Below are 23336 nucleotides of genomic sequence, written 5' to 3' on the forward strand. Positions count from 1 at the left end.
AACAAATAAGAGGTAGTTTCCTCCTACCTCTAGCTGAGTCCATAATAATAGTATAACAAAAATCTCGAATTAAAAACTACCCGTGTTAACTTTTTCTGGGCGGAGTACAGGTTCCGTTAATTGTTTTCCATTTTCTGTCACAAGTTTTGTACTGCCATCGACTTCGACCGCCACACTCTTAATTCCTTTTTGTTCTGTTAATGTAAGGACTAAAGGATTTAACACTTCGTTTGAAATCATTTTCGTCTTCTTATTCAGACTTCCTAAAATTTCTTTGTTAAAATCAAGCGTAACTTTCCCATCTTTTATTTGCGGATTTTTTAGCAATGATACATCATCCATAAAGCCGCTTACTAAATTTGAACCTGGATCAGGTCCTTTGACAAGCTGCTCTACTGCTGCCTTTACATCATTTGTTTCATCGTTAGAAATCCTGCGTGTTACAGGGACATAATATTCAGTTTGTCCGTATTGCGCTAAATAATAGACGGTAACTGGATGTGTATTTGTAATGTCTGCTACATCATTTGTATCTATATTGATCCCAGCTGATGCCCTTGTAAGCCCATCTGCATTAAGTGGTGTTTTATTAACAGGCATATTCTTCAATGCGACTCCATCTACTTGCATCTTTACTTTTTTAATCGAATCAAATTGAGTTAATGTCCATGTAACAGATTCAATAATTTTTTGTTCATCTTCTCCTTTGTAATGGTCAAAGTCTTTTGAAAAATCAACCGTTGCAACACCATTCTTCACATCGACATCTACTTGTGTGTTGGCCGGTAATACAGAACGAAAACCGTTAGGAAGTATGTTTTCAACTGGTCCATCTTTCACAAGATATTCTAATGCTTGTTTCGCCACACTTTTACTATTAGGTAATGCAAATGTTTGCGGGACAACATAACCGTTTTTATCGATTAAGTATAATTCTGTTTGAACTTGATTTTTATTAGCAGCCGTACTTTTTGCAGTTGTCTTGCCATTTTCATACGAAACGGATTGGGGCGGGTCAATTTTCTCTTTTTTATCAAATTGAATCAGTCCGCAGCCAGATAGATAGACACTTGAAGCTATTAAAGTAACAGCTATCGTTGCCTTTGTTCTTTTTGACATTTTTTTCCCTCCTAAAGACAGTTTGTACTACTATGTATACGAGCTATAGAAGAATTTAGACCGTTTAAATAAAATTTTCCAAGTTGGAAAAGATGATAGCTTTGTATATTTACGAATCGCATTACCATAATAAGAAAGGATGATCTCAATATCTTTCGGAGGTGGAACATGAAAAATTCTTTAGGGCTTCATGAAACTCTCGACATACATGAAATTTTAAGCTTTAAAAATATTTGCTTAACCAAGTCGGCAACAATGTCACACTTTGCTCAAGATACAGCATTAAAAAATCTTCTTGCACTTGATGCACATCAAACAAAAGAAGATATCCAGCAATTAACAAATTTCTTATCGCAACAGTAGGAGGACGGTTATGAACGAATTTATTCAGAAAATGGTAGGAATGGGTGGAATGACCGATCAAGTCATTGCAACAGATTTATTGACTTCTGTTAAATCAGGGGTCAAAATGCTTTCATTTGCAGTCACAGAAGCTGCAACAGATGAAGTACGCGCAGCATTAACCGAACAATTACACCATGCAATTGACCTCCATGAACAAGTAACAGATTATATGATTTCAAAAGGCTATTATCATCCTTATAATCTTCAAGAACAAATCCATGTAGATGTGAATACCGCACAAACGGCCTTAAACATTCCGCTACCATCTAGTGATTAATCAATTTTGATGTCTCAATAAAGTGGGACATCTTTTTTATTTCAGTTTTTTAATTCTGATGCTCTAATTACAAAAAACTGGAAATGATATATTCACTTCCAGTTTTTTATTTATGGTTTTAGAACTACTTTTATACAATTATCAGTTCTCGTATCAAAAAATTCATAGCCTTTCTCAGCTTGATCCAATGGAAGAACATGTGTTACGACATCCCCAATATTTATTTTACCTTGAGACACTAAATCGTAAAGATATGGCATGTAATGAATGACAGGTGCTTGTCCTGTACGAATATTGATATTTCGTTGAAAAAGATCTCCGAGAGGAAAAGCGTTATATCTGCCCCCATAAACACCTGTAACTTGAATTGTTCCCCCTTTTCTGACAGCTTGGCTCGCAATGACAAGCGCGCTCATCGTTCCGCCTTGCAGCTTAAGACCAGATTCAAGATACTCCATTGGCGTCATTTTCCCATCCATCCCTACTGCATCAATGACGACGTCGGCTCCGCCTTTCGTGATTTCTTTTAAATATTCACCTGTATTATCATAGTTTTCAAAATTTATAATTTCGACTTTATTTGTTTTTTTCGCATGTTGTAACCGATAGTCGATATAATCTACGGCAATAACACGTTTTGCTCCTTTTAACCAAGCAAACTTTTGTGAAAGTAATCCGACAGGTCCACAGCCAAGTACGATCACTGTATCCCCTTCCTTCACACCGGCATTGTCAACAGACCAAAAAGCAGTTGAGGCCGCATCCGCTAACAAAACAAGTTCTTCATCTTGTACTTCACTATTTTCAGGAATTTTAAAGGGGGTAAAATTGGCGTATGGAACCCGTAAAAATTCCGCTTGTCCGCCCGGATAGCCGCCTGTTAAATGGGAATATCCAAAGAAACCTCCCATTTCCCCATTTTCATTTGAATTTTCACACTGACTTTCTAAATGATGTTTACAATAATAGCATTCTCCACATGCAACATTAAACGGGATAATAACACGATCTCCCTTTTTTACTTTTGTTACACTAGGCCCAACTTCTTCCACAATTCCCATCGGCTCGTGCCCTATAATATAATCTTCCGGAAAATTTGGTACCATGCCGTGAATTAAGTGCAAATCTGAACCACAAATTGCGGAAGTTGTGATCTTTACAATGATGTCATCCTTCTTCTCGATCTTCGGACTCGGCACATCTTTTACTTTTACATCTTTAATTCCTTGAAAAGTTACAGCTTTCATTTAAGGCCCTCCTTTCGATTATTCATCTGCATCAATTTGTGCCATCATTCCCATTCGCGAAGTGTTTCCTGGAAAGAGGTTTAAGTTTCCAATCATAAGTGCGGTTTTCGCAGCCTTTATATCTACTTCATACTGATCGCTGATATTGTATGGATGGAGCCAGCCTTTATCAATCATAAACTTTGTTACTTCTTCATGCAGTGCTAATCCTGCTTCTAATTGATTTCGCAGCAGCGTTCTTACTTCAGGTGTTCTAGATTCAGTAATAGCAACAGCTGTATTTCTCACTCCAGTTTTTAAATTCATTAAAAATTCCATTGCTAACGTAGAATCAGCCATTTCTGGCATTCCTTCAGCATTTTCAATCTCCAAATAATCGTTAATCAATGTACAATTCCTCCATTTGGTTTATAAACGGACTGCAAATCTTGGATTGCAGCAGTCGTCTGTTTCACGTCTTTCTCCATTAGGGCCTTCAAATCTTGGTCAAACACAAGCCCCGACATCATTTTTGATTTTACTAAGCACAGTGTTTTAAAATTAAGAATTTCATGTAGTTCCATCATTTCATGGTAAGCAGGTCCATTATTATCCATACGATCACCTCCAAACATGATTAACATAAATATTGTTCCACGGGGAAACGATTATATGCGGAACGACTGTTATACGAATTGAATAAAGACTGTTTTCTTGTTTATTAATAAATAAGATGCGTGAGGTAGCGAAATCTCCGCTTCTAGACGCTCACTTTCCACTGGTACATGCTGAAACTTTTCGGCATTTCAATCAACTTTATGGATAGTTTTATAAAAAAGGAAAGATTTATTCAATCATGTTTGCAAATAAAAAAACCATTTTAATAGGAGCTTTATTCTCCTAAAAAAATGGTTTCAACATTCGTAATATCCTTCTCTAACCAGTTTGACGCAAGTTCTGCAAAGATTGCACTTGAACCTGTAGTATAAAAATGATGTTTTGCTCTCGTTTCACTCATATTAAATATATCATGGAAATAAAGGATGGTGCTGACTTCACGAGCGGTCTCTTCTCCTGAGCTTATAACCTGGACCTTATCCCCCATTACATTTTGAATGATGCTCCCTAATAATGGGTAGTGCGTACAGCCAAGAATTAATGTGTCGATGCCGCTGTTTTGAATTGGCGTTAATGTTTCTGCTACAATTTTTTTAGCAATTGGACTATTATATTGTCCACTTTCTACAAGCGGTACAAATTTAGGACAAGCAAGAGCTGTAATACCGACCTTTTTATTAATACTTTTTAACGCTCTTTCATACGCTTGACTATTAATCGTCATATTCGTCCCCAATACACCAATTTTAAAGTTTTTCGTATGTTTTAAAGCCGCACGAGCACCTGGATAAATGACACCTAAAACAGGTATTTTTACATGTTCTCTTACTTCATCCAAGACAACAGCTGTTGCTGTATTACATGCAATAACAAGCATTTTTATATTTTTGTCCAATAAAAACCGAATCATTTGCCAAGTATATTCGCGAATTTCTTCAAAAGGCCTTGGCCCATACGGACATCTTGCAGTATCTCCTACGTAGTAAACTGTTTCATTTGGAAGCTGTCTCATCACTTCCTTCACAACCGTTAGTCCTCCAACTCCCGAATCAATAATCCCAATTGGTGCATTAACATTCAATCTACTCGCCTCATTCTATTTTCATTTCACGATGTAATTTCATTAAATGATCTTTAAATTTAACTAATTCCTCCGGAGAAAAATGAAGTAACATTTCTCCTAAATAGCGTTGTCTCTTTTTAATTACTTCATCTATGATGGAATGCCCTTTTTCTAATAAATGGACACGAACTACACGCCGATCATGCAAATCTTTTACTCTTTTAACGAGTTCATTTTTTTCCATCCGATCGATTAGATCTGTCGTTGTACTAAACGCTAAGTACATCTTTGTTGATAATTCACCGATCGTCATATCTCCTTCATCAAATAGCCATTGTAATGCGATAAACTGAGGAGGAGTTATATTATAATCATTTAATAATTCCCGCCCCTTTTGCTTCACAATACCCGATATATAACGCATATCTTTTTCTAGCTGCGCTACAATCTCCATATCATGTATGAATGGTCGTTCTTCCATGCTCAAAAGTGGCTCCTCTCAAAAAATAATTTCTTTTTATGACATTTTCCTGAACTTCTAACTGTTATTGTCACCTTTTTTCGGCAAAATTTCAAGAATGATTTTATGTATTTCGTCATAAATGATTTCTTTATACATATTCTCGTACTATTGCAACAAAATCGACTGCAATCATTGCAGTCGATTTTGTACTTAAAGCTTTAATTCACCCATGCGCAGTAATTCAACTACAGCTTGAGAACGCCCTTTAACTCCAAGCTTCTGCATGGCATTGGAAATATGATTTCGAACTGTTTTTTCACTAATAAACAATTCGTTCGCAATTTCTTTCGTAGTTTTATCTTGCACCAACAGCTCGAATACTTCTTTTTCTCTTTTTGTAAGTAGCGGTTTATGTGTAAAATCGTTATCCTTCAACTATGGTAACCCTCCTTGCCTTCGCCAGCTTTAAACCGCGGGGATGGGTATTTTGATTGTCAGGATATCATATGTAGATATAAGATTGAGAGTGACATATTGAAGGCATGGAAACACATAATTAGGCAAAATTAGGGCATATTGATTATAGCTTACTTGGACTGCGATGTATTTGCTGCTTGTTTTAGTTTTAGTTTCTGTTCTTCACTCCAAGCAACAGCTTTTCCGTTTTGCAATGATATTTGCACAATCGTTCCCCGTCCGACGAAACACATCTCATCCTTCTCATTCAAAACCATATAATGGACATCTGCGGAAGAATTGCCGATACGGGAAATCTTCACATACACTCGAAGTGTTTCATCAAAGTAAACTTGCTGAAGAAAATCACATTGCAAATCAGCTACAACGAAGGCAAGATCGTGTTGTTTGCCTCTGCGATCAAACATTATATCTATATCCTTCATAAAATTAATACGTGCCTGTTCAAAATACATAAAAGGAACAGTATTATTTAAATGTCCTAACATATCTGTTTCACAAAAACGGACTTTAATGGTTTCATAAAATGTAAACTCATTTTTCCAACTAAACAAATCATTAATATACGAAATATTTTTCAAAGTATTCATCCCCTTTGTTTTATGAACGAATATTCATTCATTACAATTATACTCGTTAGCTAAAAAGAAATATTCTATCTTTACTTGGCCACTAAAATGAATAAAAAAAGCCTGATACTACATTTCCATAAAGGATAAGCTGCCTTAATGTCATGTAGTATCAGACCGATGGATCATATGATTAATCTACCATATGGTCGCTTCCAAAGAAGTTTTTAAACATTTGGAAAGTAGTTTCTCTATTGAGTGCTGCAATTGAAGTTGTTAAAGGAATGCCTTTTGGACAAGCCTGTACACAGTTTTGTGAGTTACCACAGTTCGCAAGTCCGCCATCACCCATAATTGCTTCTAATCGCTCATCTTTATTCATTGCACCTGTTGGATGCGTGTTAAAAAGGCGCACTTGGGAAAGCGGTGCTGGTCCAATAAAGCTTGAACGATCGTTAACGTTTGGACATGCTTCTAGACAAACGCCGCAAGTCATGCATTTTGCTAGTTCATATGCCCATTGACGTTTTTTCTCCGGCATGCGTGGTCCTTCTCCTAAATCGTAAGTACCATCGATTGGAATCCATGCTTTCACTTTTTTCAAAGCATCAAACATACGGCTTCTATCAACTTGTAAATCGCGAATAACCGGGAATGTTTTCATTGGTGCTAAACGAATCGGTTGTTCTAATTTATCTACAAGCGCAGAACATGATTGCCGCGGTCTGCCATTGATCACCATCGAACATGCACCACATACTTCTTCCAGACAGTTCATATCCCAAGTAACTGCAGATGTTTTTTCACCTTTTGCATTTACAGGGTTTCTTCTAATTTCCATTAATCCTGAAATGACGTTCATATTAGGACGATAAGGAACCTCGAATGTTTCCTCATACGGTTGTGAATCTGGACTATCTTGACGCGTTATAATAAATGTAACTGTTTTTTGTTCACCCATCCTTATTCTCCTCTTTCATGTTTATTTAGTTCGCGTTAAGCTTTTCGAAAACATAATTTATTTCGCTTCACTTAATGTTTTTTCGTATAGTCGCGTACACGAGGCTTAATAAGGGACACATCAACATCTTCATAACTAAATTTAGGTTCATTATTGACTGGATCATAATCCGCCATTGTTGTTTTTAACCATTCTTCATCGTTACGATCTGGGAAGTCTGGTTTATAGTGAGCACCACGACTTTCATTTCGATTTAAAGCCCCAATTGTAATGACACGAGCTAATTGCAACATATTTTGTAATTGTCTTGTAAATGAAGCTGCTTGGTTACTCCATTTTGATGTATCCACAACATTAATGCGTTTCCATCTTTCCATTAATTCCAAAATTTTATCATCTGTCTTCTTCAATCGATCATTGTAACGAACAACCGTTACGTTGTCAGTCATCCATTCGCCAAGCTCTTTATGCAATACATAAGCATTCTCATTACCATCTAATGATAATATGTCATTCCATTTTTGCTCTTGCTCACGAACAGCACGATCAAAAACAGTAGAAGAAATCGCATCTGTACTCTTCTCTAATCCATCCATATAATTGACTGCTTCAGGACCAGCAACCATACCACCATAAATAGCTGATAAAAGAGAATTAGCGCCAAGACGGTTAGCTCCATGCTGTGAATAATCACATTCACCTGCTGCAAACAATCCTGGAATACTTGTATGTTGTTTATAATCAACCCATAGACCACCCATTGAATAGTGAACAGCAGGGAAGATCTTCATTGGAACTTTATGTGGATCATCGCCAACGAATTTTTCATAGATTTCTATAATTCCACCAAGTTTTACGTCCAGCTCATGTGGATCTTTATGTGATAAATCGAGATAAACCATGTTTTCACCGTTGATTCCTAATTTCATATCGACGCATACGTGGAAGATTTCACGTGTCGCAATATCACGAGGAACTAAGTTTCCATACGCAGGATATTTTTCTTCTAGGAAATACCACGGTTTACCATCTTTATAAGTCCAAATCCGGCCGCCTTCACCTCGAGCAGACTCACTCATTAGACGAAGTTTATCGTCACCAGGAATAGCGGTTGGATGAATTTGAATGAATTCTCCATTTGCATATGTTGCACCTTGTTGATAAACAATTGAAGCTGCTGATCCTGTGTTAATAATAGAATTCGTTGATTTACCAAAAATAATTCCAGGGCCGCCAGAAGCGATAATGACTGCATCACTTTCGAATGCTTTAATTTCCATTGTCGTTAAATTTTGAGCAACAATTCCACGACAAACCCCTTCATCATCACGAATAATTCCTAGGAACTCCCAACCTTCAAATTTTGTTACAAGCCCTGCAACTTCATGGCGTCTTACTTGTTCGTCCAATGCATAAAGAAGCTGCTGCCCAGTTGTTGCTCCAGCAAAAGCTGTTCTATGGTGCTGTGTTCCGCCAAAACGTCTGAAATCTAGAAGCCCTTCTGGTGTTCTGTTAAACATAACACCCATGCGGTCGAATAAATGAATAATTCCAGGTGCTGCTTCACACATTGCTTTGACTGGAGGTTGGTTTGCCAAAAAGTCCCCACCATATACTGTATCATCAAAGTGAATCCAAGGAGAGTCCCCTTCACCTTTTGTATTAACTGCACCGTTAATTCCACCTTGTGCACAAACCGAGTGAGAGCGTTTCACTGGCACTAGTGAAAATATATCTACGTGTCTACCTGCTTCTGCTATTTTTATTGTTGACATCAAACCGGCTAAACCACCGCCAACTACGATGACTTTCCCTTTTTCCATTAGTGATTCACTCCTCTTAAAACTCAATAATCATTACCGCGAATCTTATTAAACTATAAGACTTTTAAATACTATTGAATAAATGCAAATATTGCACGGATATCGACAATTGCTAGTAAAATAAAGATCACAAGCACAACATAAGATGAAATTTGCTGTGAACGAGGTGATTGCGTAATCCCCCAGCTAACACAGAAAGACCATAATCCATTTGAAAAATGAAAAATAGTAGCAATTGTCCCAATTATGTAAAACCAAAGCATCCAAGGACTTGATAATAAATCAGCCATTAAATTGTAGTCAACTGCGTGACCAAGCGCTACTTGAATACGTGTTTCATAGATATGAAATACAAGAAAGATAAGCACAAGTACACCACTAATACGTTGGAACAAGTACATCCAATTCCGGAAAAATCCGAGTCTACCTACATTACTAGACGCTGTAAAAGCAATATAAAGACCGTATATTGCATGGAACAGCAATGGTAAATAGATAAAGACAATTTCTAGAAATAAAAGGTAAGGTAGATGTTCCATAAAAGATGCAGCTTTATTAAAAGCTCCGGCACCATTTACTGCAAAGTGGTTCACTGTTAAGTGGACTATTAAAAATAATCCGATTGGAACAACCCCTAACAATGAATGCAGTCTTCGATTTAAAAACTCTCGATTTCCAGCCACAGTATATCCCCCTTTGAAAATAGAAATTTATGCAAAGAAAACAAATATGCATTTATTTTCTAGCAGCATAAATAATAATAACAATTATGTGACAGTTCCATTTTACTCCCGCTTACAAGAAGCGTCAAGGAAACGCATACATAAAATTGAGCAAAAAATGCTACTTATTTGAGCATTTTTCTTATCATACTAGTCATTTCAAAGTTTTTGTAATATAACGCTTTATTTTTATTTCTACAAATTTTGCATTACAATAGAACAAGAAAAGACAATGTTCGACAGCGGTAAAATTGAAATGTATTTGTTATTTTTAAAAACTAAAATGAGTTGTCTTTTTACAAATACTTGTTACATAGCTCAGTTCGTTTTTAGCTCCTTGACCTTTCAAAATTTTAATAGAGGGCGACGAAACTCTTTTTTTCAAATGAGCCAACCATCATTTTTCATCAGTATGATTGTTTGAAAAAACCTTTATAAAAAATGCTTTATAGTGCACACAGAATATGTATATAATATTCTTTAGAGAAAGAGGGGAAGACCGTGAAATCAACTAACGAAACCGAAAAAGTACCATCTGAACAATTGACAATTCCCGCATTTGGCTATGAATTAGTGCGTGATATATTAATCCCAGAAATACTTGGAAAAGAAACCCCTGATATTTTATATTGGGCAGGTAAACATTTAGCACGCAAGTTTCCATTAGTATCAACTGAAGAGATTATTTCTTTTTTTAATAAAGCAGGATGGGGTCAATTGTCTCTCTGTAAGGAAGATAAATACCGTGCTGAATTTGAACTAACTAGCCCCATCATTTCAAAGCAATTTGACATGAACAAACATTCTTGTTTTAAACTGGAAGCCGGCTTTCTTGCCGAGCAGTATCAAAATCAGAAAAAAATGATTACTGAAGCAACCGAAGAACTTGTAAAACGCGGGCAAAAAATAAAATTCCTTGTACAATGGGATCTTAAAGACTTCGTCAATGATTTAGCAGAATAAATGTACTGAGGTTTTATTCATTACGCTCTGAATGATGACTTATTCGCATAGGAAAAAAGGCTATACACCTAAACTAAAACGAGTTTATGAAGAACGAAGAGGCTCTCTGACCGCCTGCGGAAAGTGATCCTATGTAGCGGGAATTTTTTTCCGCCCACGTAAAAAAAAAACAGGTCGTTTTCCAACGGCCTGCTTTTTTTATGACATATTAAATATTTTGTTCCACAGCTTCTAGTTCAAATGCTTCGTGCAGAAGTTGAGCTGCTTTTACCATTTGCTCTTCATCCACTACAGTAGAAACTTTTATCTCAGACGTACTAATCATTTTAATGGCAATTTCATTCTGAGAGAGTACTTCAAACATTTTCGCAGCAACACCCGGGTTTGAAACCATACCTGATCCAATAATCGATACTTTAGCCAAACCAGTTTCGGATTCAAAATGATCGATGCCTAAAGCTTCCTGATTTGTCTCTAAAATATCAATAGTTTCTTTCAAATCATCTTTTTTAATTGAAAAAGATAAATAAGTATTTCCTTTTTCTGTTAAATTCTGAATAATAATGTCAACATCAATATGACGATTAGCCAAAGTAGTGAAAACAGAGGATAATTGTTGAAATCCATTTTCTAATCCAAAAATAGTGACTCTTGCAATTGAATCTTCGAAAGCTACTCCACGAACAATTAAATTTTTTTCCACAGCTACTTCCTCCTCGATAATCGTTCCTTCTTCTCTTTCTAAGCTAGAACATACAATTAATGGTACAGCGTAATTTTTAGCGAATTCAACTGCACGAGCATGCAGCACACCTGCTCCTAGATTAGCTAATTCAAGCATTTCGTCATAGGACACAGCTTGCAATTTACGGGCATTTGGAATATAACGCGGATCCGATGTGAATACACCTGTTACATCAGTATAGATCATACATTTTTCAGCATGTAAAGCTGCAGCAAGAGCAACAGCTGTTGTATCAGAACCTCCACGCCCTAATGTAGTTATTTCATTATTTTCTGTCATACCTTGGAAACCTGCAACAATAACAATTTTATTTTGATTTAAGTTTTCAACAATCTTTTCAGTATGAATTTCTAATATTCTTGCATTGCTATGTACATCTTCTGTTAAAATCCCTGCCTGCCAGCCGGTAAAAGAAATGGCATCATATCCCTTTTCAGCAAGAGCCATTGCGACTAAAGAAATGGTCACTTGTTCACCCGTTGATAACAACATATCCATTTCCCTTTTACTTGGATATGACGAGAGTTCATTCGCTAATGAAACGAGTTGATCCGTTGTTTTCCCCATCGCTGATACAACAACCACAATCTGATTTCCCTTTTCCTTCTCTTCTACAATACGATTAACCGTATTCCGAATTCTTTCTACATTACCGACAGATGTACCGCCAAATTTTTGAACAATGATTGCCACTGAAGCCGCCTACTTTCTAAAATTTCTATTTTTCAGAACTGCTTACGTTTTCCATATAAATAAAAAATGCAATGAGAACATGATCTCATTGCATATGTATACGTCCGTACGCAGCCATATATTATGAGATAGCTCTCCAAGATAATAACTATATCTTGACAGTCCTGGATTTATTCAATACAGAACCAGCAAAGCATGGTATTGAGTCCAGCTTTACTTCGGCAAAACTTCCTTTCAAAACTTTTCTTCGAAGCTCAATCTTCTCCAAGTTTCTACTCTTAAGTTTTGCACCTCTATCACAAATATTAATATGAAATTGTTTTGATTATAACATATAGAATACATATTGCCTAGACTATTCTTGGAATTTTTCCAAAAGACTTTCAATTACATTACGGGGTAACCCTAACTTTATAAAGTCTTCTTCTGTTGCCTCTTTCATTTTTTTTAATGATCCGAAGTGGCGTAATAACTGCTGTTTTCTTTTTGGACCGATTCCAGGAATATCATCTAATGTAGATTTAAATGCTGATTTTCCGCGCAGCTCTCGATGGAAAGTAATCGCGAACCGATGGACCTCATCTTGGATGCGTTGCAATAAATAAAATTCTTGGCTATTCCTTGCTAACGGAATAATTTCCAACGGATTTCCAAATAGCAGTTGTGATGTCTGGTGTTTATCATCTTTTGCTAAACCACCAATAGGAATATTTAAATTGAGTTCGTTTTCTAAAACATCCCTAGCAGCATCAATTTGCCCTTTTCCCCCATCAATAATAATTAAGTCCGGAAGAGGTAGCTGTTCTTTTAATACCCGTGTATACCGTCTGCGAACAACTTCCCGCATTGAATCATAATCATCAGGTCCAGTCACTGTTTTAATTTTATATTTTCGATATTCTTTTTTCTCTGGTTTACCATCAATGAAGACAACCATTGCTGAAACAGGGTTTGTCCCTTGAATATTTGAGTTATCGAACGCTTCAATTCGATGCGGTGTATAAATACCGATAATTTCCCCTAAATTTTCGACTGCCTTAATGGTCCGTTCTTCGTCTCTTTCAATTAAAGAAAATTTTTCTTTTAATGCAATAGCCGCGTTTTTCTTCGCCATGTTCACTAAATCAAGTTTCTTTCCCTTTTTCGGTTGCACCATCTTCACTTCTAGCAATTCTTCTGCAAGCTGCCGATCAATATGATCAGGTAATAAAATTTCTTTTGGTTTAATATGATTCGTCTTTAAGTAAAATTGCCCTAAATAACTTAAAAATTCCTCTTCTGGTTCATCATAAATAGGAAATAAAGAAACATCACGTTCAATCAATTTTCCTTGACGAATAAAAAAGACTTGGACACACATCCAACCTTTATCAACAGAATAGCCGAAGACATCCCGGTCAGTAAAATCATTCATCGTAATCTTTTGTTTCTCCATCGTCGTTTCTATATGCACAATTTGATCACGATATTCTTTCGCTCTTTCGAATTCTAATTTTTCTGCTGCCTCTTCCATCTTTTCTGTTAAATCCTTCTTTATCTCTTTATACCCACCATTTAAAAACTTAACAATCTCTTCCGTTATTGTTTTGTATGTTTCCTCTTCTATATGGTGGATACACGGAGCAAGACATTGCCCTAAATGATAATATAAACATACACGGTCTGGTAAGACTGTACATTTTCTAAGCGGGTAAATCCGATCTAACAGCTTTTTTGTTTCATTTGCAGCTTGAACATTTGGATAAGGCCCAAAGTACTTGCCATTATCCTTCTTTACTTTTCGGGTAATAATGAGCCGGGGATGGCGCTCATTCGTAAGTTTTATATAAGGATATGTTTTATCATCCTTTAACATTACATTGTATTTCGGATCGTGTTTTTTAATTAAATTAATTTCTAAAAGAAGTGCTTCAATATTAGAAGATGTTACAATATATTCAAAGTCCTCAATCTCACTTACAAGACGCTGGGTTTTACCATCATGGGATCCTGTAAAGTAAGATCGGACACGATTTTTTAGTATTTTCGCTTTGCCAACGTAAATAATAGTACCTTGGCGATCTTTCATCAAGTAACAGCCGGGCTGGTCAGGGAGGAGGGCTAGCTTATTACGAATGAGTTCGTTCATTTCCCTTCACCTCATAAAATGTATCACAAATTCCTTATAAAAGGTTCAATTAATAAATAATCTGTAAAAAATCCGGATCAAATTGACCCGGATTTTAGTTATTATAGATGTTTGTTGATTAATTCTTCTAAAGCTTCTTTTGGTTGATAACCGATCACTTTATCAACTTGTTCACCATTTTTCATAAGAATTAGCGTTGGGATACTCATAACACCAAATTTGCTTGCAGTTTCTTGGTTTTCGTCAACATCCACTTTTACAATTTTCACTTTATCTCCCAATTCTGCATCTAACTCTTCTAAAACTGGAGCGATCATTTTACATGGACCACACCAAGTTGCCCAAAAGTCTGTTAATACTAAGCCTTCGCTAACTTCTTGAGAAAAAGTAGCATCCGTTGCATGTGCAATTGCCATCGATATAGACCTCCTATAAAAAACTATACTGCTACAAAAAGTATACCATCTGTTCTATGATGGTGCTAATAATTTGTTTGAATCATTATCAAACTGAAAAAGTAGCATGATTTTATTATTTTATAACCTTTTCTTTAAAATATCCAATAAAAAGGATTTAGGCAAGATATATTTTTGCCTAAATCCTTTTTTCGTTTGTTTTATTATCATATTTATCATGAGAAAGCTATGATTGCCATATCCTTAACCGCTACTATGTGCAGTCCATTTTCAATCTATCATGAAGTGGCGATCTTTAACTTTTTAAATTCCTCTGTTAATAGCGGGACTACTTCAAACAAATCACCTACGATCCCATAATCAGCTACATTGAAAATATTTGCTTCAGGATCTTTATTTATCGCAACAATGACCTTTGAATTTGACATCCCGGCTAAATGCTGAATAGCACCAGAAATTCCACAAGCGATATACAAATCCGGGGTGACCACTTTTCCTGTTTGCCCGATTTGTAAAGAATAATCGCAATAATCAGCATCACATGCACCACGAGAGGCACCAATAGCACCGCCTAATACATCGGCAAGTTCTTGTAAAGGTTTAAATCCTTCGGCACTTTTGACACCTCGGCCACCTGCGATAATGATTTTTGCTTCTGTTAAATCCACGCCCTCGCTTGTTTTGCGAACAACTTCTTTAATAATTGTCCGAAGATCTTTAATATCAACTGCAAGGGTTTTAACATCACCTGTTTTAGACTCGTCTTTTTGCAACGCTGTAATATTATTCGGGCGTATTGTAGCAAAAATGGGACTGTCCGTTGCGATTTTTTTCTCAAATGCCTTGCCGGAATAGATCGGTCTTGTAAAGACAATATGCTCCCCTGCATATTCAACAGCTGTTGCATCAGAAATTAAACCGATGTTTAATTTGCTCGCGATTTTTGGCGCCAAATCTTTTCCTAGTGCTGTATGTCCGAAAACGATGGCATTAGGACTTTCGGCATCAACTGCTGCTAAAAATGCTTGGGAATATCCATCTGAAGAATAACTTGCTAATTTTTCATTTTCGATAAGAACAATACGATCGGCACCATAATGAAAAAGTTCTTCCTTTAAACCGCTTACATCTTTCCCAACTAAAACAGCTACTGTTTCTCCATCCTCTGCTATTGTTTTCCCCGCAGCTATTGCTTCTAAAGATACATGTCTAAGTGTCCCCTCACGCACTTCAGCTAACACTAATACTTTTCTGCCCATCTATATCCCCTCCCATTTGAATTGTTAAACGATTTTTGCTTCTTCATGAAGCAAATGTACTAGTTCCTTTACTTGATCCGCTATTTCTCCTTTTAATACTTTTCCTGCTTCTCTTTTTGGCGGTAAGTAAACTTCAATCGTTTTTGTTTTTGCTTCAACATCTTCTTCCTCAAGATCTAAATCATCTAATTCTAACTCTTCAAGCGGTTTCTTTTTTGCTTTCATAATTCCAGGCAATGATGGGTAGCGCGGCTCATTTAAACCTTGCTGCGCCGTTACAAGGAGAGGCAAAGTTGTTTCGATGATTTCTTCATCACCTTCTACATCCCGCGTCGCTGTTACTTTGTTTTCAGCAATCTCAATTTTTGTGATCGTCGTGACATATGGAATGTCTAATAAGTCTGCCACACGTGGGCCAACTTGTCCTGATGCCTGATCAATCGCCACGTTTCCGGCAATAATCAAATCTGGATCTTGATCTTGCAAATAGGTTGCTAATACTTTAGCAGTTGTTACTTGATCACTGTTTTCAACATCGTCTTCGATATTAATCAACACTGCTTTATCTGCTCCCATTGCCAGTGCTGTGCGCAATTGTTTTTGCGTTTCTTCATTTCCTACAGAAATCACTGTGACTTCTCCACCATGCTGTTCACGAAGTTTAATTGCTTCTTCAACAGCGTATTCATCATAAGGATTAATAATAAATTCTGCACCATCCTCATTGATTTCTCCATTAGTGATCATAATTTTTTCTTCTGTATCAAATGTCCTTTTTAATAAAGCAAAAATATTCATGCCAACCCCTCCTTATATTGCTCTTTCAATATGATATACTCTAATTCTTGCAAACATTACTCACCTTTAAATTGCGGTTTGCGTTTTTCAATAAACGCTTGTATCCCTTCTCCGGCATCTTTAGATTGAAAGAGTTCGTGAAATGCCTGGGCTTCTTTCTGTATGCCATCATAGAATGCAGCTGTTTTTGAAACGTTGACTAGTTCAATTGCGGCCTTAATCGCCAAAGGACTTTTCAATACGATTTTTTCTGCTAATGCTTTTGCCTGATTTAACAGATCTTCTTCAGGATAGGCATGATTTGCCAGTCCTGTCTTGACTGCTTCACTGCCTAAAATAGGATCACTTGTAAATAACATTTCAAAGGCTTTTGCTCTACCGACATAACGTGGCAGTCTTTGTGTTCCTCCAAAACCCGGCACTAAACCGAGTTGCAATTCTGGAAGACCTAATTTCGCATTTTCAGCAACTAGTCTAATATGACAGGCCATCGCAAGTTCGAGACCGCCACCAAGAGCTGCACCGTGTATCGCTGCAATCACTGGCTTTGGGAAAGATTCAATTGTTTCAAATACATCTTGACCAATATTTGCCAGCTCATTTAACGTTCCTTGTTGTTTAATTTGGACAAATTCTTTTATATCAGCACCTGCAGAGAAAAATCTTCCTTCACCATATAACAAAATGGCCCGTACATTCTCATTAGATTCCAAATGATGAAATACTTCTGCAATTTCACGTAAAACGGATTGTGCAAGAGCATTTGCAGGTGGTCTGTTCATCACAACATGCGCAACATAGTTTTCATATTTTACTGAAATATTTCCCATACCTATTCCCCCATTTATGTTTAAAGATCATTTTTAAAGGATTATTTCTTCATTTAAAGCATTCAGAAAGTTTAGTGGAGCAAGATGCGCATCCTATAGTAGAAATAACTAATCTTAAACGGCACCACAGCCATTTAACAAAAGCTTATGAACTTGTGGCGCCAATGCAACTAGATCGTATTTTTCCTCATTCATAACCCATGTCGTAACTGTTTCATCAATGGTTCCGAAAATCATTTGTCTTACGAGACGAACATCTAAATCAGAATTAATTTCTCCTTTTTCCATTCCTCTAGAAATGATTTCATCTACTAATGATAAGTACTCTTTTAAAATGCCATTAATTTTTAACCGCAAATCTTTATTCGTCTGCCTGATTTCTAGTTGTGTTACAACCGCTAAATTATGATTATCAGCCAATACTCTAAAATGGTGCTCAATCATTAAAAACAATTGTTCAGACGCAGATTGTTTTCCGGCAATAAGCTCTTCAATATATTCAATAAAAATCCGCATTTTCTCTTGAAATAAAGAAATTAAAATATCTTCTTTATTTTTAAAATAAAGATAGATGGTGCCATCTGCGACTCCTGCCTGTTTTGCAATTTTTGAAACTTGGGCTTGATGATAGCCATGTTCTGCAATAACAACTACGGCTGCATCGATGATTTGTTTATATTTAGGCTTATTCTTTTTCATGTGACTATCACCTTTCACACTATATCTTTTGTATTTTATAGTTTCACGAATTAATATAATAATAGATGTAAACCAAATATGAATGACTATTCATTCATGATTTTATAATAATAAGAAAATATTCTCTTGTCAAGTAGGTTTTCCAAAATACATTATATCTGTTTCTCGTCTCTTTCGATTGCATTTTTTTCTTCTTCAATCAATGTCCTCCGTAAAATTTTCCCTACCGCTGTTTTTGGAAGCTCGTCACGAAATTCATATATGCGTGGAACTTTATAAGCCGCCAAATATTTACGTGTAAATTGATCTAATTCTTCGTTTGTCACTTGCTGATGATCTTTTAAGACAATATACGCTTTAACGGTTTCTCCTCGATATGGATGTGGAACGCCAATTACTGCTACTTCCTGTACTGCTGGATGCTCATAAAGAACTTCTTCAATTTCACGAGGGTAAATATTATATCCCCCAGCGATAATAATGTCTTTTTTACGATCAACAATATAAAAATATCCTTCCTCGTCCATATAAGCCAAGTCACCTGTTCTTAACCATCCATTTTGTAGTACTTGCGCTGTTTCTTCAGGACGATTCCAATAGCCTTTCATTACTTGCGGCCCTTTAACAACTAGTTCTCCAATTTCTCTTGGCGGGAGAGGTGTTCCATCTTCAAGCGATAAAATCATGCTGTCTGTATCCGGCCATGGAACTCCAATACTTCCCTTTACTCTATTCTCCCATACAAAGTTTGCATGTGTTACTGGAGATGATTCACTTAGACCATATCCTTCCACTAATTTTCCGCCTGTCACCTCTTCAAATCTCTGCTGGACTTCAACAGGTAATGGAGCCGAACCACTTATACATGCTTCAATAGAAGATAAGTCGTATTGCTGAATATCGGGATGATTTAATAAGCCAATATATATTGTAGGCGCTCCAGGGAATAATGTAGGCCGCTGCTTTTCAATTGTTTTAAGCATTTCTTCCGCATTAAATTTTGGCATGAGAATCATCTTATATCCTTGCATAACAGATAATAATAATACCGTTGTCATGCCATATACGTGAAAAAACGGCAAAACGCCTAAAACAATTTCCTGTCCTTTCTTTGCCTTGTACATCCAAGCATCACACATCATCGCATTGGCAACTAAATTTTTATGTGTCAACATGACGCCTTTTGGAACTCCTGTCGTCCCTCCTGTATATTGCAAAATGGCTGTATCCTTTTCAAAATCAAACGCCAGCTCGATAGGTTCTGCCCTTTCATCTCGTAAAATTGTTTTTAATAAGCTCGTGTTTCCTTCATGTTGAATATTAACGACGATTCCTTGTTCTTTTCTTTGAATAAACGGGTATAAAACATTTTTTGGAAATGGTAAATAATCTTTGATAGTGGTTACGATGATGTGTTCTAGATCGGTTGCTTTTAAGACTTTTGCAACACGCGGATATAAAAAATCTGCAGTTAAGATTACTTTAGCACCAGCATCTTTCATTTGGTATGCTAGCTCTCTTTCTGTATAAAGGGGATTTGTTTGCACAGCAATTGCTCCTGCATAGAGTGCACCGTAGAATCCAATAACGGATTGTGGTGTATTTGGCAGCATAATTGCAATACGATCTCCCTTTTGCACCCCTAATTTTTTAAAATAATTTGCTAATTTGAGAGCTGATTCATACAATTCTTCAAACGTCATCTCTTTACCCAAAAAATAAAGCGCTTTCTTTTTTGGGTAAAGTTTTGCCGATTCTGTTAAGTATGCACAAACAGGCTTCTCTTCGTACAAGATCGTTTTTGGAATTTCATTGGGATACAGGGATAACCATGGCTTATCTTCCATTCCTTCTTTCCTCCCGTCATACAATTGTAAAAAAATTTTAATTACTCACTCCATTATAATCCACATAAAAAGCAGTGACAATTTTTTCTTTAGACTGTTTTCATAAACTTGTTTCCTTTCAACAACATATAAATAGTGTATTTATCCGTTCCCAATACAGCATTAACAGGATAAATATATTTACATTCAATAAATAATTGCTAGCCGATTGAAGTGCAAGGGGCGAGACTCCCGCGGAAAGCGAGCCCCTTGCGCTGGGGCAAAAACCTTTTCTTTTTTAAGAATAGTTACATTAATTATTGTTTTATGAATTATTGATTGAAATAACCAGGAAAATTGTCCATAAAAAAGGTCTGTCATTAGATGAACAGACCGAATTTCTCTATATTTATTTTTAACTAAATGGTATATTACTTAACTGAAGCAAAGGACTCAATCCCTGCTCCAATAATAAAGGAAAGGGCAATGGAAATGACCATAGCAATGAATCCTACTGCACGATTATCCTTAGCAATCTCTTCATCAACATGAAACTGAGGAGTGAGAAATTCAAACATAACATAACTGAGTAATAATAACCCAAACCCAAATACACTCCATTCAATCATATGAACGGGAGAAAGGTGAGCGATTATACAGTATTTAAATACATTGATCGCACCAAATATTTTCCCGCCCGTCGCCATCGCTACTGCAACATTTCCTTTTTTAATTTCTTCCCAGTTGCGATATTTTGTCGCCACTTCAAAAATCGTTAAAAAAACAACCATGCACAGAATTACAACGCTATAGTATCCAGCAGTATGAATAAATTCATTTTCCCAGAAAGCTTTCATTATATTGGCTCCTCAACGATTAGTAAGGCCAGGTTTATTTAAATTCTACGATAGTGACTCCGCTGCCACCTTCTCCTGCGTCCCCTAATCTTATACGTTTAACGGAGCGATGATGTTTCAAATATTCTTGAACTCCACTGCGAAGGGCCCCAGTTCCTTTCCCATGGATAATAGACACACGCGGATAGCCAGCAAGAAGGGCATCATCTATATATTTTTCAACTTTACTTAGTGCATCTTCGTATCTTTCACCACGTAAATCAAGCTCAAGCGAAACATGATAATCTTTTCCTTTTACTGTTGCTAACGGCTTCGTAACAACTTTTTGCTGTGATTGCACAAATTCAAGATCTGATTCTTTGACTTTCATTTTCATAATACCCATTTGGACCTGCCATTCATGATCGCCAACTTTTTCAAGTAATGTCCCCTTTTGGTTAAAACTAATAACTTTTACTTCATCGCCAGCCGTAAATGTATGCTGACGTTTTTGAGAAGCCAATTGTTTTCTCGTCTTATCAAGATGCGGAGCTGCTTCCTCAAGACGTTTTTTGGCGTCAATTAATTCATGTTCCTTCACATTTGCACGTGTATTCATTTGCATGTTCCGTAAATCGCGGATAATTTCATCCGCTTTTTCTTTCGCCGCATCTACTACTTTTGCTGCTTTTTCTTCTGCTTTTGCATACAGTTGATCACGGTGCTCGTAAAACTCCATCATTCTCTTCTGAATATCTCTATGCATTTTTTCTGCTTCTTTTACTAATTCACGAGCTTCTTGCTGCTCCTTTTCTGCTTCGCGTTTCGCTTTTTCCAAGGCTGCAATCATATTTTCAACTTGGTTTGTATCTGCTCCGACATATGATTTTGCATGTTCAATAATATTGTTCGCAAGCCCGAGGCGTCTTGAAATTTCAAAAGCATTACTTCTTCCTGGGACACCTATGAGCAGGCGGTATGTCGGTTTTAAAGTCTCAACATCAAACTCTACGCTTGCATTCACAACCCCTTCACGATTATAGCCATATGCTTTTAATTCAGGATAGTGGGTTGTGGCAACCACGCGTGCACCTCGTTGATAAACTTCATCAAGAATAGAAATAGCAAGTGCCGCCCCTTCTTGTGGATCCGTACCGGCACCTAGTTCATCAAACAAGACAAGGCTTTCGTGGTTCACATGTTTTAATATTTCTACAATATTAACCATGTGAGAGGAGAATGTACTTAAACTTTGCTCAATCGACTGCTCATCCCCTATATCCGCAAATACGTCTGTGAAAACAGCTAGTTCCGAACCATCCAATGCTGGAATTTGCAAACCTGCTTGCGCCATTAGCGTACAAAGTCCAATCGTTTTTAAAGTAATCGTTTTCCCACCAGTATTAGGACCAGTAATAACAATCGAAGTATAATCTTTACCGAGCGAAATATCGTTGGCGACAACTTTATCAATTGGTAATAATGGATGTCTTGCTTTAAAAAGGCGGATGATTCCATTTTGGTTCATCGTCGGTTTTGAGCCTTTCATCGCTCTCCCATATAATGCTTTCGCAAAAATGAAATCAAGATCTGCCAAACGCTCGAGCATAATAGTTAGATCATCTACTACCTCGGCAACAGCACTTGATAATTCGCTTAAAATTCTTTCAATTTCCTGTTGTTCCTTCATGTGCCATTCACGTAGCTGATTATTTAAATCCACAATCGATTGCGGCTCTATGAAAAGTGTTTGTCCTGAAGAGGATTGATCATGTACAATCCCCCCATAGTTAGAGCGGTATTCCTGTTTTACTGGGATAACATAACGATCATTTCGTATCGTAATAATCGCATCTGACAACATTTTTGCAGCATTTCTTGAACGAATCAATCCTTCAAGCTTTTCGCGGATTCTTCTCTCATTTGCTCTTAAACCTTGTCGTATATGTCTTAACGTTTCGCTAGCAGAATCAAGTACATCTCCATTATCATCAATCGCGTTTTTTATTTGATGCTCTAATGATGTTAAAACAGCAATTTGTTCGGCTTTTTCAGCCAAAATTGGAAGATCCATTTCTTCATCGATTAAACCTTCAATAAAGCGTTTCATCGTTCTTCCTACATACATCGTACTAGCTATTTGCATCAGTTCAATCGGATTTAAAATCCCACCAATTGCCGCTCTTTTTATATGTGGACGAATGTCATAAATGCCGCTGAGTGGAACATTCCCCTTCAACCGCAGCACTTGTGCTGCTTCATCTGTCTCTTCTTGCATCGTCACAACTTCAGTGAAAGATGAAGAAGGTTTTAGCTCCTTGATCCGCCTTTCTCCCAATGTCGAAGATGCGTGCTCAATTAGCAACTGTTTAATCTTATCGAACTCTAATGTTTTTAATATTTTTTCTTGCATGTATTGG

The 23336-nt window shown here is 36.7% G+C and carries 24 protein-coding genes and 1 riboswitch; of the genes, 3 read left to right on the forward strand and 21 right to left on the reverse strand.

All coding sequences use genetic code 11. The annotated features are described in order from the left end of the window. Nucleotides 1–69 precede the first annotated feature (69 nt). Nucleotides 70–1119, reverse strand: a complete 1050-nt coding sequence (locus G4D61_RS13020; RefSeq protein WP_025727805.1) for a GerMN domain-containing protein — start codon at nucleotides 1117–1119, stop codon at nucleotides 70–72. Nucleotides 1120–1287: 168 nt separating this feature from the next. Between G4D61_RS13020 and G4D61_RS13025 the strand changes: the two genes are divergently transcribed. Then, nucleotides 1288–1482 (forward strand): hypothetical protein, encoded by a 195-nt coding sequence (locus tag G4D61_RS13025; RefSeq protein WP_025727806.1) that lies wholly within the window; start codon nucleotides 1288–1290, stop codon nucleotides 1480–1482. Between the two features lie 10 nt (nucleotides 1483–1492). Continuing rightward, nucleotides 1493–1801 (forward strand): spore coat protein, encoded by a 309-nt coding sequence (locus G4D61_RS13030; protein ID WP_025727807.1) that lies wholly within the window; start codon nucleotides 1493–1495, stop codon nucleotides 1799–1801. Between the two features lie 110 nt (nucleotides 1802–1911). On the opposite strand, the gene G4D61_RS13035 is transcribed toward G4D61_RS13030, so the two are convergent. From G4D61_RS13035 to G4D61_RS13080, 10 genes are all read right to left on the reverse strand, one after another. Then, nucleotides 1912–3048: a zinc-dependent alcohol dehydrogenase gene (locus G4D61_RS13035; protein ID WP_035352590.1), complete on the reverse strand. Its 1137-nt coding sequence runs from the start codon at nucleotides 3046–3048 to the stop codon at nucleotides 1912–1914. 18 nt (nucleotides 3049–3066) lie between these two features. Beyond that, a complete protein-coding gene (locus tag G4D61_RS13040; protein WP_371316441.1) occupies nucleotides 3067–3396 on the reverse strand; it encodes a spore coat protein in 330 nt (109 codons plus the stop codon). Between the two features lie 35 nt (nucleotides 3397–3431). Next, nucleotides 3432–3644, reverse strand: coding sequence for a hypothetical protein (locus G4D61_RS13045; RefSeq protein WP_025727810.1), 213 nt, complete (start codon nucleotides 3642–3644; stop codon nucleotides 3432–3434). A gap of 275 nt (nucleotides 3645–3919) precedes the next feature. Continuing rightward, nucleotides 3920–4726 carry a glutamate racemase gene (gene racE / locus G4D61_RS13050; RefSeq protein WP_025727811.1) on the reverse strand — a complete coding sequence of 269 codons (807 nt, stop codon included), beginning with the start codon at nucleotides 4724–4726 and terminating at the stop codon, nucleotides 3920–3922. 10 nt (nucleotides 4727–4736) lie between these two features. Further along, on the reverse strand, nucleotides 4737–5189 hold the full coding sequence (locus G4D61_RS13055) for a MarR family winged helix-turn-helix transcriptional regulator (protein WP_035348432.1): 453 nt from the start codon (nucleotides 5187–5189) through the stop codon (nucleotides 4737–4739). Between the two features lie 192 nt (nucleotides 5190–5381). Next, complete coding sequence (locus G4D61_RS13060; RefSeq protein ID WP_035352596.1) at nucleotides 5382–5606, reverse strand: helix-turn-helix domain-containing protein; 225 nt, start codon at nucleotides 5604–5606, stop codon at nucleotides 5382–5384. 152 nt (nucleotides 5607–5758) lie between these two features. After that, nucleotides 5759–6229 (reverse strand): acyl-CoA thioesterase, encoded by a 471-nt coding sequence (locus G4D61_RS13065; protein ID WP_025727758.1) that lies wholly within the window; start codon nucleotides 6227–6229, stop codon nucleotides 5759–5761. Between the two features lie 181 nt (nucleotides 6230–6410). Then, nucleotides 6411–7178, reverse strand: coding sequence for a succinate dehydrogenase iron-sulfur subunit (gene sdhB, locus G4D61_RS13070; RefSeq protein ID WP_025727759.1), 768 nt, complete (start codon nucleotides 7176–7178; stop codon nucleotides 6411–6413). 71 nt (nucleotides 7179–7249) lie between these two features. Then, a complete protein-coding gene (gene sdhA, locus G4D61_RS13075; RefSeq protein WP_025727760.1) occupies nucleotides 7250–9001 on the reverse strand; it encodes a succinate dehydrogenase flavoprotein subunit in 1752 nt (583 codons plus the stop codon). A 71-nt stretch (nucleotides 9002–9072) separates the two neighbouring features. Then, on the reverse strand, nucleotides 9073–9684 hold the full coding sequence (locus tag G4D61_RS13080; RefSeq protein ID WP_025727761.1) for a succinate dehydrogenase cytochrome b558 subunit: 612 nt from the start codon (nucleotides 9682–9684) through the stop codon (nucleotides 9073–9075). 540 nt (nucleotides 9685–10224) lie between these two features. Here G4D61_RS13080 and G4D61_RS13085 point away from each other — a divergent pair. Then, on the forward strand, nucleotides 10225–10686 hold the full coding sequence (locus tag G4D61_RS13085; RefSeq protein ID WP_025727762.1) for a YslB family protein: 462 nt from the start codon (nucleotides 10225–10227) through the stop codon (nucleotides 10684–10686). Between the two features lie 208 nt (nucleotides 10687–10894). Here G4D61_RS13085 and G4D61_RS13090 read toward each other — a convergent pair whose 3' ends face one another. From G4D61_RS13090 to G4D61_RS13135, 10 genes are all read right to left on the reverse strand, one after another. Next, on the reverse strand, nucleotides 10895–12124 hold the full coding sequence (locus G4D61_RS13090; RefSeq protein ID WP_025727763.1) for an aspartate kinase: 1230 nt from the start codon (nucleotides 12122–12124) through the stop codon (nucleotides 10895–10897). Nucleotides 12125–12245: 121 nt separating this feature from the next. Continuing rightward, a riboswitch (Lysine riboswitch) is annotated at nucleotides 12246–12428 on the reverse strand. A gap of 51 nt (nucleotides 12429–12479) precedes the next feature. Then, nucleotides 12480–14252, reverse strand: coding sequence for an excinuclease ABC subunit UvrC (gene uvrC, locus G4D61_RS13095; RefSeq protein WP_025727764.1), 1773 nt, complete (start codon nucleotides 14250–14252; stop codon nucleotides 12480–12482). Between the two features lie 101 nt (nucleotides 14253–14353). Next, on the reverse strand, nucleotides 14354–14668 hold the full coding sequence (gene trxA, locus G4D61_RS13100; protein ID WP_025727765.1) for a thioredoxin: 315 nt from the start codon (nucleotides 14666–14668) through the stop codon (nucleotides 14354–14356). 278 nt (nucleotides 14669–14946) lie between these two features. Beyond that, entirely contained in the window at nucleotides 14947–15927 is a 981-nt protein-coding gene (locus tag G4D61_RS13105) for an electron transfer flavoprotein subunit alpha/FixB family protein (RefSeq protein WP_025727766.1), read from the reverse strand. Nucleotides 15928–15951: 24 nt separating this feature from the next. Beyond that, nucleotides 15952–16725 carry an electron transfer flavoprotein subunit beta/FixA family protein gene (locus G4D61_RS13110; protein ID WP_025727767.1) on the reverse strand — a complete coding sequence of 258 codons (774 nt, stop codon included), beginning with the start codon at nucleotides 16723–16725 and terminating at the stop codon, nucleotides 15952–15954. 56 nt (nucleotides 16726–16781) lie between these two features. Further along, nucleotides 16782–17555, reverse strand: coding sequence for an enoyl-CoA hydratase (locus G4D61_RS13115; RefSeq protein WP_035352601.1), 774 nt, complete (start codon nucleotides 17553–17555; stop codon nucleotides 16782–16784). Nucleotides 17556–17669: 114 nt separating this feature from the next. Beyond that, nucleotides 17670–18254 carry a fatty acid metabolism transcriptional regulator FadR gene (gene fadR / locus G4D61_RS13120; protein WP_025727769.1) on the reverse strand — a complete coding sequence of 195 codons (585 nt, stop codon included), beginning with the start codon at nucleotides 18252–18254 and terminating at the stop codon, nucleotides 17670–17672. Nucleotides 18255–18406: 152 nt separating this feature from the next. Further along, complete coding sequence (locus tag G4D61_RS13125; RefSeq protein ID WP_163174157.1) at nucleotides 18407–20101, reverse strand: long-chain-fatty-acid--CoA ligase; 1695 nt, start codon at nucleotides 20099–20101, stop codon at nucleotides 18407–18409. A 410-nt stretch (nucleotides 20102–20511) separates the two neighbouring features. Next, complete coding sequence (locus G4D61_RS13130; RefSeq protein ID WP_025727771.1) at nucleotides 20512–20937, reverse strand: DUF350 domain-containing protein; 426 nt, start codon at nucleotides 20935–20937, stop codon at nucleotides 20512–20514. 34 nt (nucleotides 20938–20971) lie between these two features. Then, entirely contained in the window at nucleotides 20972–23329 is a 2358-nt protein-coding gene (locus tag G4D61_RS13135) for an endonuclease MutS2 (protein WP_035352603.1), read from the reverse strand. Nucleotides 23330–23336: the final 7 nt, after the last annotated feature.

This window comes from Heyndrickxia ginsengihumi, from assembly GCF_011008565.1.
Lineage (GTDB): Bacteria > Bacillota > Bacilli > Bacillales > Bacillaceae_C > Weizmannia > Weizmannia ginsengihumi.